Annotated in this window: 10 protein-coding genes and 1 tRNA gene; 4 read left to right on the plus strand and 7 right to left on the minus strand. The window is 64.2% G+C overall.

The window, feature by feature from the left end:
* Window position 1 precedes the first annotated feature (1 nt).
* Together AC3WMA_RS05685 and AC3WMA_RS05690 are read left to right on the plus strand one after the other, a co-directional pair.
* Window positions 2–2182 (plus strand): Z1 domain-containing protein, encoded by a 2181-nt coding sequence (locus tag AC3WMA_RS05685; protein ID WP_492284399.1) that lies wholly within the window; start codon window positions 2–4, stop codon window positions 2180–2182.
* Window positions 2175–3161 (plus strand): PD-(D/E)XK motif protein, encoded by a 987-nt coding sequence (locus AC3WMA_RS05690; RefSeq protein WP_110488329.1) that lies wholly within the window; start codon window positions 2175–2177, stop codon window positions 3159–3161. The genes AC3WMA_RS05685 and AC3WMA_RS05690 overlap by 8 nt, the downstream gene beginning before the upstream one ends.
* A gap of 24 nt (window positions 3162–3185) precedes the next feature.
* Here AC3WMA_RS05690 and AC3WMA_RS05695 read toward each other — a convergent pair whose 3' ends face one another.
* The 6 genes from AC3WMA_RS05695 to AC3WMA_RS05720 form a co-directional block, all read right to left on the minus strand.
* Window positions 3186–6941: a CHAT domain-containing protein gene (locus AC3WMA_RS05695; protein ID WP_492284400.1), complete on the minus strand. Its 3756-nt coding sequence runs from the start codon at window positions 6939–6941 to the stop codon at window positions 3186–3188.
* Between the two features lie 200 nt (window positions 6942–7141).
* The gene (locus AC3WMA_RS05700) at window positions 7142–7708 is read right to left on the minus strand and encodes a hypothetical protein (RefSeq protein ID WP_492284401.1); all 567 of its coding nucleotides are present in this window, start codon (window positions 7706–7708) and stop codon (window positions 7142–7144) included.
* Between the two features lie 406 nt (window positions 7709–8114).
* A tRNA-Thr gene (locus AC3WMA_RS05705) sits at window positions 8115–8190 on the minus strand.
* Between the two features lie 75 nt (window positions 8191–8265).
* Window positions 8266–9204 carry a prephenate/arogenate dehydrogenase family protein gene (locus tag AC3WMA_RS05710; RefSeq protein ID WP_492284402.1) on the minus strand — a complete coding sequence of 313 codons (939 nt, stop codon included), beginning with the start codon at window positions 9202–9204 and terminating at the stop codon, window positions 8266–8268.
* 5 nt (window positions 9205–9209) lie between these two features.
* A complete protein-coding gene (hisC, locus tag AC3WMA_RS05715) occupies window positions 9210–10310 on the minus strand; it encodes a histidinol-phosphate transaminase (protein WP_492284755.1) in 1101 nt (366 codons plus the stop codon).
* Between the two features lie 27 nt (window positions 10311–10337).
* Window positions 10338–11171, minus strand: a complete 834-nt coding sequence (locus AC3WMA_RS05720; RefSeq protein WP_492284403.1) for a chorismate mutase — start codon at window positions 11169–11171, stop codon at window positions 10338–10340.
* Window positions 11172–11341: 170 nt separating this feature from the next.
* Between AC3WMA_RS05720 and metX the strand changes: the two genes are divergently transcribed.
* Together metX and metW are read left to right on the plus strand one after the other, a co-directional pair.
* The gene (gene metX, locus AC3WMA_RS05725) at window positions 11342–12511 is read left to right on the plus strand and encodes a homoserine O-acetyltransferase MetX (RefSeq protein WP_492284404.1); all 1170 of its coding nucleotides are present in this window, start codon (window positions 11342–11344) and stop codon (window positions 12509–12511) included.
* A 3-nt stretch (window positions 12512–12514) separates the two neighbouring features.
* Window positions 12515–13138 carry a methionine biosynthesis protein MetW gene (gene metW, locus AC3WMA_RS05730; protein WP_492284405.1) on the plus strand — a complete coding sequence of 208 codons (624 nt, stop codon included), beginning with the start codon at window positions 12515–12517 and terminating at the stop codon, window positions 13136–13138.
* A 106-nt stretch (window positions 13139–13244) separates the two neighbouring features.
* Here the strand turns inward: metW and clpB are convergent, their stop codons facing one another.
* Complete coding sequence (gene clpB, locus AC3WMA_RS05735) at window positions 13245–15863, minus strand: ATP-dependent chaperone ClpB (RefSeq protein ID WP_492284406.1); 2619 nt, start codon at window positions 15861–15863, stop codon at window positions 13245–13247.
* Window positions 15864–15944: the final 81 nt, after the last annotated feature.

Raw genomic sequence — 15944 nt, forward strand, 5'->3', positions numbered from 1 at the left:
CATGAACGACGCCGCGAAGATCACGATTGACCCCCCTGCGGCGCCAGGGCGCATCTGGCAGCCGGTGGTGGGCATTGAGGCCCGGTCGCTGATGGAGCGAAAGGGCTTTGAGGGTGAAGCGGCGGACAAAGTTCTGCATGAGAGCATCGAAATTATCGGCCGGTGCCTTTCTCCTTCAGCGCGGGGCGAGCATCGCACAGGGATTGTCATAGGCTATGTGCAGAGCGGGAAGACCCTCTCATTTACGGCCGTGACGGCGCTAGCGCGAGACAACGGATTCCGGCTGGTAATTGTCCTCGCCGGGACAAAGACGAACCTTCTCGATCAGAACGAGGACCGTCTCACGGGCGACCTCGGCATTCTTGAGGAGCGAGGAAAGTTCTGGCGCACGCTACTGAACCCGAAATCGCCGCGTGACGTCGAGAGCGTCCGCAGCGCGCTCAGTATGTGGGATCGCTATCCTGACCGAAAAGAGCGCTGCCGCACCCTGCTCGTTGTGGTCATGAAGAATGCCTCGCGGCTCGATGCCCTGCGCGAACTGCTAGTAGGCTGCGATCTCACCCGCACCTCAGCGATTATCATCGATGATGAGGGTGACCAGGCTGGGCTCAATACCAAGGCCCGCCAGAACGGCGAAAGCGCGACGTACGCGGCCATCCTGCGGCTGCGCCGGGCAATCCCCACCCACACCTATCTGCAATACACGGCAACACCGCAGGCGCCGCTCCTGATAAGCCGCATAGATATGCTGTCACCGGCGTTTCAGCGTCTCCTCGTCCCAGGCAATGGCTATGTAGGCGGCAGGGACCTCTTCGGTGAAGGCTCGCCGTACGTGTGCCTGATTCCGAGCGACGACATTCCGCCGGCGCACCAGCCGGAAGATGGCCCACCGAGCTCGCTGGAGCGGGCCATGCGACTCTTCTTCCTCGGCGTCGCCGCAGGCGTGTTGGATGGCCGTGAGGGAAACCGAACGATGATGGTGCATCCATCACATCTCACTAGCATGCACGACACCTATGCGGCCTGGGCCCGTAGCATCAAGCTAGGTTGGGAGCAGGTCCTCCGCGACGAGGGCTCACCAGACCAAGCGCAATTGCGCCGGGAGTTTGAGGGTGCGTATGCGGAGCTCTCGCGAACCGCCGAGTTGCCACCGTTCGACGAGTTGTGGGGCGAATTAGGCTACGCGCTCGAAGACACGATGGTGAAGGTTGTTAACGCCACCGGCGGAGCCATCCCGGTTTTCCCATGGACAGAGAGCTACGGCTTCATCCTCGTGGGCGGGGCCGGACTGGACCGTGGTTTCACGGTGGAGGGGCTAACCGTTACCTACATGCCCCGCGGCGCAGGCACAGGAACAGCGGACACGATCCAGCAGCGGGCGCGCTTCTTCGGATACAAGCGGGGCTACAAGGGCCTGCTCCGCATCTTCGTCGATAGCGCAGTCTCGGACGCCTTCACAGCCTATGTGGAGCACGAAGAGAGCGTACGCGGCGCGCTGCTTGCACATGGAGATCGACCACTGTCCGCGTGGCGGCGCCTATTCTTTCTGGATAGCAGCCTGCGCCCGACCCGCCGCTCAGTCATGGCCCTAGACACAATGCAGGGGCGCGCCAAGGAGTGGGTCTGGGCGCGCACTCCCGCGGACGATCCGGCCCACAATCGCAGTATCGTGGACAGCTATCTCCAGGAACTTGATAGTCTGATTGTCCCCGATCCGCGGGCGGACGTTGAAGGTTGGACGGGCGCGCAGCGCCACAAAGTGGCAGCCGGACTCATGCTCGAGGATGTCTACGCCGGCCTTCTGGTGCCGCTGTCGTTTGAGGAAGAGGACGACGTTTTCGACCATACCCTGATGCTGCTCCAAATCCGCGCGGCGCTAGATGCCGCCGATCCAAGGGATCCCCCCCTAGTTTGCGATCTCTATCTCATGAGCATGGGGGAGCGCCGGAGTCGTGCGGTGCTGGCCAGCGGCGCGATCGAGAACGTATTCCAGGGAGCCAACCCGCGAACTAACTATCCCGGTGATCGGGAGATTCAGGCCGGCGAGCGCTTCACGGTGCAAGTCCACCACGTGGACCTCCACAGCAAGGACGGCACTTCGGTCGCTAGCGATGCGCGCGTCGTGGCCGTGCGAGTGCCTGAAGACTTTCGCCGCGACGGCGTCTTCCAGCCAAATGTCTAGTGGAGGGCTCGCGGATCTGCTTGCTTTGCGGGCTCAACTCAACGGCGAACCGCCGGCGGATGACGCGTCGACGATCGTTGCGATCCGAGTACCGGGTCAGAACTGCTACCACCTTGGGCTAACGCACGCAGGGCAGCTTTGCGCGCTAGTTGAGACCAAGGGCCAGCGACCCGGCGTGGATGTGAGGTTGCGCAATCTCGAGGTCCGCCAGGGCGTTCGTTGCCGCATTCGCGTCCCCGGTGCGGCGGAGCACAACGTGACCGGCAGTTTAGTGACATGCTGTGCCGAGCAACCGGCCCTTCAGGATCTATTCGTTAGATTGTATGCTGAGGCCATCGACGAACTAGGTCCCGAACCTGCCACGAGCGACGTTGCCAATTGGCTGCAGCGGCTGGCGGATCTCCTAAGCCGCCTCGAGCAGGAAGGCCGTAAACGCCTTCAGGGGCTTTGGGCAGAGTTGCTGGTGATCCGAGAATTCGGTGCACCTGAACTACTTGTTCGCCGCTGGCGCGCCGACCCGCACGAGCGATTCGACTTCCTTGCCTCAGCCTTCGCCCTTGAGGTCAAGAGTTGCCAGGATTTCGAGCGCGTGCATGAATTTTCACTTGAGCAGTTGCGGCCGCCCGCGGGCCTTGAGAGTTGGGTCGTTTCTGCGGTCTTGAGACGCGATCCAATGGGCCTAAGTGTCCTTGATCTTCTCAAAGATATCGAAGGCAGATTGACCGACCCCGCCTTACGGCAGTTGCTTCGCGAACTCACGCTTACCACGGCGGGCTCAGCGCTTGATGAGGATGACCACCATCGCTTTGATGCCCAACTTGCCTGCGCAAACTTGCGGCTCTTGGATACGAGGGCGATTCCGTGCGTGTCTGGCGATCCACCAGCGGAGGTAATTCGCGTGAGCCTGCGCGTTCGTTGCGAAGCGGTTCCTCAGATCGGCTCCCCTCAAGCCGCACTCCTCCGGCTCGGCGCACCCTAGTCTCTAGGCGGGCGGTAGCAGTGCTTAGATCTGGTACTTGGTGATCATCGGATCACCGTAAACGTGCATTGCATGTCGCGAGTCGGCCTGCCCTCGTACCTTCTCGTTCGCTAACGCATTGGCATCTACGATCGACACGCCGCGGTTCCAGCAGTCGAGGAACGTCGGGAGCCAACGACCTGGCACATCTCCGCTCAGCGGCCAAGGCGAGCCGATCACCGCCGAGCAGCCGCGGTCCAGCAGCATTCTCGCTAGGCCAAGGCTGGCCTGCGCTCCGGGTTCCAGGTCGAGTCGGCCACCGCTGCAGACGAAGAGTATTGCCACCTTTGACCCGAGGAGACCTCGCGCGAGCCGGTCGCCGGAGATTGTTTTGCGGGCTTCGTCCGCAACGCCACGAAAGAAGCGGCCTTCGACGGCGGCCAGTCCGCCGTGCCCACCAACGATCGCGAGTTCTGCCCCCCGCAGTTGCGAGGGCATTTCGATGGCGTTGCTGGAAGCGATCTCTGCTTCCGCGAGGATTGGCTTCAGATCATCAGCCAGCCGCTGCAGAACGTCCTCCGGCCTCGCCGATTCGCTCGGCACCCAAGCGAAGGCTGGACCACAGGCCTGAGTCCGACGCTGTGCTGCCCCCCTCAGCCAATGCAAGGATGGAGCGACGGCTATCGCTCGGTCCTCCCCAGCGAACACTCCGTTCACAGGCAGGAGATTTGCAGGGACGTCGGCAAGTTGAGCGTCAGTCACGAGTACCACGCGTCGTGGCGGCAAGCTGGACACCCCCAAACCCCGGACAGAACTTTCGAACAGTTGCATCAGATGAAACGCGTCCGGCACCCGGCCATCCTGGTCTGGCCCCGAAAGAAAGGCATAATCGTAGGGGTAATCTCGGCGCCATTCATTGAGCCTTCGATGCGAGAACACATCGGTGGGTTCGAGAACCGGACCGCCGACAACGCCGTCGACCACCTCCACTCTTACCAAGCGACCTCCCTCATTAATTCCTAAGAGGCAGACGCTGAGGCCCGTTTTGGAAATGGCCTGGGCGGTAGCGAGCACTTCGCTCGGCGAGGCTGGCAGATCTGCCGGAAGCTCATCGCCTACGCTATCGCGGCCCAACAAGCCGTGGTCGGCCAACAACTCGATCGCAAAAGCAGCCCCGTTCACGGTGAGGGCTTTGCTCGCCAGATGGCGACGGGCAAGCTTAACCAACGGCGCCACGTCTTGCACGAAGTTCCTTCCGAAACGCGCGCCATGCAATTCCGCGGCTGACTGCTCGAGGTCGTAGATGGTGGGATCTCGGCTGAACCTGGACAGTCGCTGCGCGGCTCCGGTCGACATTTTCTTCAAGAGTTCTGCGGCGACGTCGTCTGCCTCGCATGAAACCGGCACGTCGAACGCGCGAGCGAAACGCAGCGCCTGCACCAAAATCGCTGCGATCGGCGACGGGTCGTCGCCGATACCGAGGACCGCGCGGCCAGCCGTCGTTACTCTTGCTATGAATGCTTCGAGCAAGGCTGGCTCTGCGGACGCGTCTGCAATCCTCGATGCCAATTCAATCTGCAAGCGCATAGTCTCGATCTGTGACGGGGCCTCCGGCAACAGATCAAAAACCGGCAACGCTACAGCCTTGTCGAGGAGTTGGTAGGCTAGCGCTGGGTCACGAAGGTCCCGAGCAAGCCGATGTGCAGCGAGAAGTTCATACCAGGCCTCCTCGGTGGTAATTGGAACCTCACAGCCAAGGGCCGCGCTTATCGCGATCGCAGCCTCATAGGGATCGCCGGTCATGCGGTGCACCTCCCCATACGCTATCCATGCAGCACGAGCTCTGCGAGAGTTGCCTTCCACCGTCTGCAGCACGGTCTCGATAAGGTCACGAGCCCTTTGGGCGTGGCCTGCTTTTGCAAGGGAGGTAGATGCGTGTTTGAGGGCTTCGATATCCATATTCTTGTCATCGCCCTCGAGATGCGGCGCGAACGCTGCAATTACGGCGACGTAGTTCAGCAGGGCCTCAATACCGCCCGGCTCGTTAAGATCGCGAGCTAATTCCTCAATCCCATCAATCAAATGCCGCAGAATCCCAGCGTGGAAGCAGGTCGGCACATCAGTTGCCGAGGCCCGAGAGCGGCCGATCACAAGTGCCTTCAGGCCTTTTAGCCATGCCTTTCCTGCGAGCGAGAAGGCCTTGAGATCTTCAGCGCTGACACCGGGCATATCAGGTCGAACAGCCGATGCGTCCGGGTCAGAGGCCGCGCGAAGAATGAAGATCTGACGTGCAGCAAAACGACCAAGAACCCCGCTTGCGTCGGTTGCAAGCAGATTCCCAAGCCTCGCACGCGTCGCAAAATCTTCCGGATATCGGCTCAGGCGAGCCAACGCTCTCTCCGTCACGGCGACGAGCGCTGCGATCAGATTGTTGACGTCTGCGGCACGATCGTTGAGCAGCGCTTCGCCCATCGCCGAGATCAGCCACGCAATCCGGCCTCCGGATTCCTCTGCCTTGTCCAGCTGCACGAGTAATAGTTCGACGGCAGGCAAGTGATGGTGGTGGCGCTGTGCATCAATAAAAACAGATCGCAGCACCGCCGCTGCGCGAACGGGCTCATTCGACAATTCATCGATGACAGCGTTGTAGCGCGGCCTGTGCGTTTCCAAGCACTTTGCAAGCCTAGCTTCGAAGACAGCTTCGTCCTCGCGGCCACCCGCCTCAAGGAGTTCAGTCGCCTGTCGATGGTCGCCCATCTTTCGGGCCTTTGCGACCTGATGTTCCAGAAGGACAGCCGAATGAGGCGCCGCGGTCGCGAGAAGCTCCACAGCAGTTGCAGCCGAGGATTCGAAGCCCAACCCGTCTGCTGCTACGAGGCAGGCTTCCAGCTCCTCAGGAGAACTTGCCGCGATGATGGCGTCGGCAACGAAGTCGGAAGAGACCTGGGAGCCTTGCGCCAATTCGGCAATGCGCGCGAACTGCAGAGACTGCTCCGAGGAGACTACGAGCTTTTGGTCGCGGATTTGCTTAAGCGTGGCTACTGCTTGCGGAAGGGTTACAGCAAGTAGGAACACCTTCGCCTTCAGCGCTAGCTTCGTGGCTTCACTGATCGGAAGGCCGTCTGCGTGAGCAAAGGCCTCCCCGTACCTACCTTCCTGCGCAAGCGCAGAGACCTCGTTCACTTGCGCTTGTAGCGCGTCCACAGACCACTCGATCAATTCAACAGCCGCCACGCCGCAATCCTCGACTGACATCAGTGTCTCGAGCGCGTGCGGCTCAGCCGGCTTGAACATGCCAGTGTCGACGACGATGTAGCCTTTGCTGACACGAGCGATCACACAAGCCCGTTCCGCGATTTGGACAACGGTTGCAACCCAATCCTTCTCGCCGGCGCAGACAAACCGGGCCGCGTCCGCCACAATAACCGCAGTATTTTCTTCCTCCGCGGCGGGCAGTTCGTTCGCGAGGTCGTCAACGCCCAGTGTCGGCAACCGCCGCACTTCGAGCCTCGCGCGTACCCAGCGCTCCACATCCTCCGGCTCCTCGTCCGGAAGTCGAGCAAGGATGTAGTTGGCGACGGCGGCTTGTAGGTCTGCTTCGTCCGTTCCATCTGGAGGAATCAGCGCCACGACCTTGCGATAGATCCTAGCCTCGCCATTAGAGGCGGAAAGCAAGAGGGCGCTGCAGGCCGCGAGGCGCTCCGTCTCTGTTGGCCCCATACACCAGATATCACCGCCTCCCGGAAAGGGTGGGTTCTCGGCGAATCGACTTTCGGGGGAGAACTCGGACGGCGCGCTCATTTGGCGAGCTTTATCAAAAAGCAACTGCTCCGATAGTCCGCACACGCCATATTGCCTCCCCTCGAGAAGGGCTGCATCAAAGCCAGCATCGACATGTGCAGGTGCGCACTAGGCAGCGGGCCGACGTATTCGCCTCGCCCCCTTCGGCGAGGGCAATAGCGCTGAGTAGGGAATCGATGCCGGCTTGCGGCCGAATCGGCTTATTGAGCCGAATTACTACAATTGCGCCACCCTAGGGCCGGTAACAGCATTGCCCTCACACGCTCCCGCTCGCCGGCATCGACGCTCAACGAACCTAGAAATTCCTGCACGAGCATCAAGCGCTCGACGTGGTGATGCGTCTTCGCCCAAGCTAGCACCAAGCGCGCCGACACGATGAGGCAATCGACCGGGCGATAGGGACGTATCGCCACGGCTGCCGAATGCACCGCGCGAGCTAGCGCTGTCGCTCCGTTCGCCGAAACCTCGCGCACCAGGTCTTCAGCCTCCGCCGCATAGGTTCGCTCATGCGGCGCGCTGTAGGCTCTTGGTCGGTTTTGGTCAGCCCTCGCCAATCTCTGCACCAACCATTCGAGACGGCCAGCGCGTGGCTTGCCTCGGCGCCGATGCGCGACGATGGCTGCCAGCTCTTCGCGATAGCGGCGAACGGCCACGACCGCGCCGCCATGCATCCGGCAGCAATTATGACCGCGCACCCGGATGGCTTTGCAGCGCTGCCCCGTGGCACGCGCAATCGCAACGCAGCGCAGTTCCGGAGGCATGTCCAAGAATGGGCTTTCCCGAAGAGCCCCGCCCTGCGGCAGATATCGCATTCTCCCCATGCGACTTTGTACCACGCCGCCAGGCCGTGGGTGCACCCTCCTCGCCCCACCCAGGACAAGCTCAGGACGCGAACGACGGGTGAGGCGCGGCGCAGGCAGCGCGGTGTCCGCCTCGGACCAACCGTAGTGCCGGCTGCCACGATGTCCAAAACTGGAAAAACGGCGCGTTTGATCCGCGCGCCTGCGCCCACGCGCCGACAGGCGACCGACCGTGTGCAGGGGGGTGGGCAGCGACTGAGAATCGAAGCTTCGTGATTCGCACTCAGCGCCACAGAGCCGGGCGCCGCCGGCTCTCGTGTCCTGAGTGTGTCCTGAACCTGATGGGGCAGAGGCTCAAAATTCAGCTAAGTTATGGTGCCGCTTGAGGGATTCGAACCCCCGACCCCCTCATTACGAATGAGGTGCTCTACCAGCTGAGCTAAAGCGGCAACGGGTGGCGCTGTACCAGCAGGCGCCGGGCTTGGCAAGCCGCAACCGCACCCGTTTCACAGGCTTCGCCGGTTTCAATCCTTGCGCAGCTTCTCCGTCTCCGGCTTCTCCTGGCCGAGCGCGACGATGCCGCGGCGGATGGCGCGGGTGCGGGTGAAGTGCTTGTGCAGGGTCTCGCCGTCGCCATAGCGAATGGCGCGGGTAAGCAGCGCCAGATCCTCGTTGAAGCGACCGAGCATCTCCAGCACCGCTTCCTTGTTGTGCAGGAAGACGTCGCGCCACATCGTCGGGTCCGACGCGGCGATGCGGGTGAAGTCGCGGAAGCCGCCGGCCGAGAACTTGATCACCTCGGACTGCGTCACCGCCTCAAGATCCTCGGCCGTGCCGACGATGTTGTAGGCGATCAAGTGCGGCAGGTGGCTGGTCACGGCGAGCACGAGATCATGGTGCTGCGCGCTCATCACCTCGACCAGCGCGCCCATCCCCTCCCAGAACTGGCGGGTTTTCGCGATCGCCGCCGCGTCCGTGCCCTCGGGCGGGGTCAGGATGCACCAGCGGTTGAGGAAGAGGCTCGGGAAGCCGGCATCGGGGCCGGAATTCTCCGTGCCCGCCACCGGATGAGCCGGAACGAAGGCGACGCCCTCCGGCAGATGCGGCGAGACGGCATCGACGACCGAGCCCTTGACCGAGCCGACATCGGAGACGATCGCGCCCTGCTTCAGCGAAGAAGCGATCTCAGCCGCGACCGGCCCGCAGGCGCCGACCGGCACGCAGAAGATAATGTGGTCGGCATCGCGGGCCGCTTCCGCTGCCGTATCGGTGACTGTATGGCCGAGGCCAAGCTCGCGCGCCCGCTGGCGGACGGCTTCGTCGCGGTCGGCCAGCACGATCGTGCCCGCGAGGTTCAATTCCTTCGCCGCCCGCGCGATCGAGGAGCCGATCAGCCCGATGCCGATGATGGCGAGGCGAGCGAAGACCGGTGTGGGCCGGCGCGGCGCGAAGCTTTCCGCCATTTCGGTCACGCCTTGAGGAAATCGGCGAGTGCGGCGACGACGAGGCGGTTCGCTTCCTCGCTGCCGATGGTCATGCGCAGGGCGTCCGGCAGGCCATAGCCGCCGACAGCGCGCAGGATGAGGCCGCGCTGGGTCAGGAAGGCATCGGCCTCCTTGGCGGTCTTGCCGGGTGTTTTAGTGAAATGCATCAGCACGAAATTGCCGACCGACGGGGTGACGGTCAGGCCGAGCTTCTCCAGCTCGGCCGTCGTCCAGGCGAGCCACTTCTCGTTATGTTCGAGCGCGGCGGCAACGTGCCCCTCGTCGGCGACGGCCGCGGCGCCGGCCTCGATCGCGGCACCATTGACGTTGAAGGGGCCGCGGATGCGTTCGAGCGCGTCGATGACATGGGCCGGCGCATAGATCCAGCCGATGCGCAGGTTGGCGAGGCCGTAGATCTTCGAGAAGGTCCGGGTCATCACGACATTCTCGCTCTCGGCGACGAGCTCGATGCCGGAGGCGTAGTCGTTGCGGCGGACGTACTCGGCATAGGCCGCGTCGAGCACGAGCAGGACATGCGGCGGCAGGCCGGCCTGCAGGCGCTTGACCTCGTCGAAGGGCAGATAGGTGCCGGTCGGATTGTTGGGATTGGCAAGGAAGACGATCTTGGTCTTCGGCGTCACCGCCGCCAGAATGCCGTCGACATCGGCCGTGTAGTTCTTCTCGGGCACGATGACCGGCTTGCCGCCCATGGCAAGGATGGCGATGCGGTAAACCAGGAAGCCGTACTGGCTGTAGATGCCCTCGTCGCCCGCGCCGAGATAGGCCTTGGTGACGAGTTCCAGCAGTTCATCCGAGCCGTTGCCGCAGATGATCCGCGCCGGGTCGAGGCCGTAGCGGCCGGCGATCGCCTGCTTGAGCTTGGTCGACGTGCCGTCCGGATAGAGTTCCAGCTTGGCGGCGAGGCCTTCGAAGGCGGCGATCGCCTTTGGGCTCGGGCCGAGCGGCGTTTCGTTCGAGGAGAGCTTGTGCAGCTTCACGCCGGCAGGCGCGGCGGATTTGCCGGGAACGTAAGCCTCGATATCGAGGACGCCGGGACGCGGGACGGGACGGGTCGCCATGACGATTGACCTTGCAGCAGGAAGCCAGCCCGTTCAGCGGGCGGATTTGACGGAGAAGCGGGCGGCGTGGCTGCCGATCTCGGCGAAGTCGCTGAGGCCGGCTGGCACGAGGGCCTGCCGGATCGCGGCCTGATCGACCTCGCCGGAGGCAGCGACGAGCAGCGACAGATGCGAACCGTCGGCAGCCGAGGCCGAGACCTCGGCCAGGTGCTCGGCGAGGCCATGGCGCAAGCTTTCCGACCAGCGCTCGACGCGGGCCGCATAGAGCACGATCTCGCGCACGGCGGCATCTGCCAGCGGCTTGGCGATGCAGTAGACCGGCGTTCCCGCGGGATGGTTCGGCCGCTCGACGAAAGGCAGCCGCGCGATGATCTTGGGCGCATCGGCCCCGATCAGGTCGCGCCACCAGATACCGGCGCTGGCGCCCTGGTCCATGCGGAAGATGCCGAGATCGCCGGCCGACTCGGCCACGGCGCGAATGACCGAGCGCGCATCCTCATGCGGGATGTAGGGAACGGTGAAGCCGAAATGGAAGCGTGCGGAATCGCGCATCGCCGCATCGCCACCGGAGATGTCGGCATGGACCGAGTAATTCGCCTGCACATAGGTGAAGGTCGCGATGATGATGCGCCAGACGCTCTCGACCGTGTCGAGCGGCAAGAGGCCCTTATGGCTGAGGGCAAGGCGCTTCATGATGTCGGCCTCGCGGCCGGGGCGGAAGGCGGAGCCGGAGGCCTGCGTCTTCTTGATCGAGATCAGCGTCTCGATGATCTGCGAGCGCTCCATCAGCAGCGCGTGCATCGCGCTGTCGATGCGGTCGATTTCACCGCGCAGATCGGCAAGGGAGGTCGGGGCGGCTTCGGTCATGGGCAACGCGCTTTCCGGCAAGGCCACGCTCCTTAGCGCTCCCGCAACGCCTTGGCAAAGCCGGCGGCGCAGTCCCGCGTTGACAGCGACGCGCCGACACGGCATCGCTAGAGTTCGATTTTCCGAACGCCTGGACCGGCAAGACAAATCCTACTGCCGAAGCGGACGACATGAGCGATCTCTCCCCTAGCCTGGCCGATCCGCAGAAGGAGGCGAACGAGCCCTCCAGCCCGGTCGCACGCTTCGGGCCCGATACGCCCTTGCTGATGGATTGCGGCGTCGTGCTCGACCACTGGCAGATCGCCTACCAGACCTACGGCACGCTGAACGCCGAGAAATCGAACGCGATCCTCGTATGCCATGCCTTGACCGGCGACCAATATGTCGCGAGCCGCAACCCGATCACCGGCAAGGGCGGCTGGTGGACGGCGATGATCGGGCCGGGCAAGCCTGTAGACACCGACCGCTTCTTCGTGATCTGCGCCAACGTGATCGGCGGCTGCACCGGCACGACCGGGCCTGCCTCGACCAACCCGGCGACCGGCAAGCCCTGGGGCTTGTCCTTCCCGGTCGTGACCATCCGCGACATGGTGCGAGCGCAGGCCGCACTCGTCGATTCACTGGGCATCGAGACGCTGTTCTGCGTCGCCGGCGGCTCGATGGGCGGCATGCAGGTTCTGCAATGGGCGGCGAGCTATCCGGCCCGCGTGTTCTCGGCGCTGCCGCTCGCGACCGGGGCCAAGCATTCGGCCCAGAACATCGCCTTCCACGAGGTCGGCCGGCAGGCGGTAATGGCCGATCCGGAATGGCGGCGGGGACGCTATCTCGAAGAGGGCACGCGACCGGCCAAGGGACTGTCCGTCGCGCGGATGGGCGCGCATATCACCTATCTCTCGGAGCAGGCGCTGCATCGCAAGTTCGGCCGCAAGCTACAGGATCGGGAGGCGCCGACCTTCTCCTTCGACGCGGATTTTCAGGTCGAGAGCTATCTGCGCCACCAGGGGCTGAGCTTCGTCGAGCGCTTCGACGCCAATTCCTATCTCTACGTGACGCGGGCGATGGATTATTTCGACCTCGCCGCCGACCATGACGGCGTGCTGGCGCGGGCCTTCGCAGGCACCAAGACGCGCTTCTGCGTGGCCTCCTTCACCTCGGACTGGCTGTTCCCAACGGCGGATTCGCGCGCGATCGTGCACGCGCTCAACGCGGCCGGCGCCTCGGTCTCCTTCGTCGAACTAGAGAGCGACAAGGGCCACGACGCCTTCCTGCTGGAAGAGCCCAATCTCTTCGCCACGACGCGCGGCTTCATCGGCGCGGCGGCCCGGGCACGCGGACTTTAAACGATGGCCTTCAGCGACAACCAGACCAATCGCATCGACCTGAGGCTCGTCGCCGAGATGGTTCAGCCCGGCACGCGCGTGCTCGATGTCGGCTGCGGCGACGGCGCCCTGCTCGCACTGCTGGCGGAAAGCCGGCAGGTCGATGCGCGCGGCATCGAACTGTCGCGCGAAGGCGTCGCCGGTTGCGTCGCGCGCGGGCTTTCGGTGATCCAGGGTGACGCCGATACCGATCTCGGCGACTATCCGGACGACTCGTTCGATTACGTCATCCTCTCCCAGACGATCCAGGCAACGCGCAATCCGCGGCTCGTGCTGGAGCAGATGCTGCGCATCGGCCGGCACGCCATCGTCTCCTTCCCGAATTTCGGGCATTGGCGGATGCGCTCGCAGGTATTCTTCCAGGGGCGGATGCCGGTGACGGATTCCCTGCCCTATGCCTGGTGGGATACGCCCAATATCCATTTCTGTACGATCCGGGATTTCGTCACGCTTTGCGACCAGATCGGCGCCCGCAAGGAGCGCGCGGTCGCGCTCGACGCAGCCGGCGGCCGGGTCGGTGTCAATGCGCCGTGGTGGTTCTGGAACCTGTTCGGCGCCCAGGCCGTGTTCCTGCTGAAGCGGGGGTGACGGGCGCAGCCCACGCCCGTCATGCTCGGGCTTGACCCGAGCATCTCTCGACGAGATCCCCGGGTCGCCGCTACGCGGCGCCCGAGGATGACGCGGCTTCGCCGCGTCAGTTCAGCGCGACGCCGGCCGGCCGCTTCTCCTTCACCGCAGGAACGGCGCCCAGCATCAGCGAACCCGGGCCGACGGTGATCGGCACGTCCTCGCCATCGACGATGTCGCCCGCGAGGATCGCCTCGGCCAGCGGGTCCTGCACCGACTTCTGGATCACGCGCTTGAGCGGGCGCGCGCCATAGGCCGGGTCGTAGCCCTTCTCCGCCAACCACTCCCGCGCCTCCTTCGAGAGCTCGAGCGTGATCTTGCGATCGGTCAAGAGCTTCGCGAGGCGAGCCATCTGGATGTCGACGATTGCGCCCATGTCCTGCCGCCGCAAGCGATGGAACAGGATGATGTCGTCGATCCGGTTCAGGAATTCCGGCCGGAAGGCGTGGCGAACCACGCCCATGACCTCATCGCGAACCGCATCGCTGTCCTGCCCCTCGGGCTGGTTCACCAGGAACTCCGAACCAAGGTTCGAGGTCATGATGATCAGCACGTTGCGGAAATCGACGGTGCGGCCCTGGCCATCGGTCAGGCGGCCGTCGTCGAGCACCTGCAACAGGACGTTGAACACGTCCGGATGCGCCTTCTCGACCTCGTCGAAGAGCACGACCTGATAGGGCCGGCGGCGCACGGCCTCCGTCAGCGCACCGCCCTCCTCATAGCCGACATAGCCGGGAGGCGCGCCGATCAACCGGGCGACCGAGTGCTTCTCCATGTACTCGGACATGTCGATGCGCACGAGCGCCGTGTCGTCGTCGAACAGGAACGAGGCCAGCGCCTTGGTCAGCTCGGTCTTGCCGACGCCGGTGGGGCCGAGGAACATGAAGGAGCCGATCGGGCGGTTCGGGTCTTGCAGGCCGGCGCGAGCGCGACGGACCGCGGTCGAAACCGCCTCCACCGCCTCCTTCTGCCCAACGACGCGAGCGCCGAGAACCTCCTCCATGCGGAGCAGCTTCTCCTTCTCGCCTTCGAGCATCCGGTCCACAGGCACGCCGGTCCAGCGCGAGACGACGGCAGCGACGTGATCAGGCGTCACCGCCTCCTCGACCATGCCGGCGCTCTCGCCCTTCTCCTCGATCTCGGCCAGCTTCTTCTCCAGCTGCGGGATCTCGCCATAGGCGAGCTCGCCGGCCCGCTGGTACTCGCCCTTGCGCTGCGCCTGGGCGAGCTCGTTGCGAGCGTTGTCGAGCTTGGTCTTGATCTCCGCGGCGTGGCCGAGCTTGTCCTTCTCGGCCTTCCACTTGGCCGTGATGGTGCCGGAGCGCGTCTCCAGATCGGCGAGTTCGGATTCTAGCCGCTTCAGCCGCTCCTTCGAGCCGGCATCGCTCTCCTTCTTGAGCGCCTCCTGCTCGATCTTGAGACGGACGATCTCGCGGTCGATCGAATCCAGCTCCTCGGGCTTGGAATCGACCTGCATGCGCAGCCGCGCCCCTGCCTCGTCGACGAGGTCGATCGCCTTGTCCGGCAGGAAGCGGTCGGTGATGTAGCGGTTCGACAGGGTCGCGGCCGAGACCAGCGCCGAATCCGTGATGCGGACGCGGTGGTGCTGCTCGTATTTCTCCTTCAGGCCGCGCAGGATCGAGATGGTATCCTCGACCGTCGGCTCCTCGACGAAGACCGGCTGGAAGCGCCGCGCCAAGGCCGCGTCTTTCTCGACATATTTGCGGTATTCGTCGAGCGTGGTCGCACCGACGCAGTGCAACTCGCCGCGCGCCAGGGCGGGCTTCAGCAGGTTGGACGCATCCATCGCGCCATCGGTCTTGCCGGCGCCAACCAGGGTATGCATCTCGTCGATGAACAGGATGACGCCGCCATCCGAGGACGAGACCTCGTTCAGCACGGCCTTCAGCCGCTCCTCGAACTCGCCGCGATATTTCGCGCCGGCGATGAGCGAGCCCATGTCGAGCGCGAGCAGCTCCTTGTCCTTCAGGCTCTCGGGCACATCGCCATTGACGATGCGCAGCGCGAGGCCCTCGGCGATCGCGGTCTTGCCGACGCCGGGCTCGCCGATCAGGACAGGATTGTTCTTGGTCCGGCGCGATAGCACCTGGATGGTACGACGGATCTCCTCGTCGCGGCCGATCACTGGGTCGAGCTTGCCCTCGCGCGCCGCGGCGGTGAGGTCGCGGGCATATTTCTTCAGCGCGTCATAGGCCTGCTCGGCCGAAGCGGAATCGGCAGTGCGACCCTTGCGTATCGCCTCGATCGCGGCATTCAGCGCCTGCGGCGTCACGCCGGCCTTCGACAGGGCCTTGCCGGCCTCGCTGTCCTTCTCGATCGCAAGCGCCAGCAGCAACCGCTCGACCGTGACGAACGAGTCGCCGGCCTTCTCCGCCGCCTTCTCGGCGGTGTCGAAGACGCGGGCGAGGCCCGGCGTCAGGTTGAGGCCGCCCGAGCCGCCCGAAACCTTCGGGAGCTTGGCCAAGGCCTGGTCGACAGACTGCAACGCGACGCGCGACTGGCCGCCAGCCCGGTCGATCAGACCGGCCGCCATGCCTTCATTGTCGTCGAGCAAAGCCTTCAGAAGATGCTCGGGGGTGAACTGCTGGTTCCCCTCCCGCAAGGCGATCGTCTGCGCCGCCTGGAGGAAACCCTTCGCCCGATCCGTATATTTCTCGATATTCATTCAGCTATCTCCGCCCGCAGGCCGCGCCCCGTAGCGACGCGAACCCGCTGCCTTTCATCAGGATGGGGCGCCGCAATGGGC

The sequence above is a fragment of the Allobosea sp. FW305-C-101 genome, from assembly GCF_058783685.1.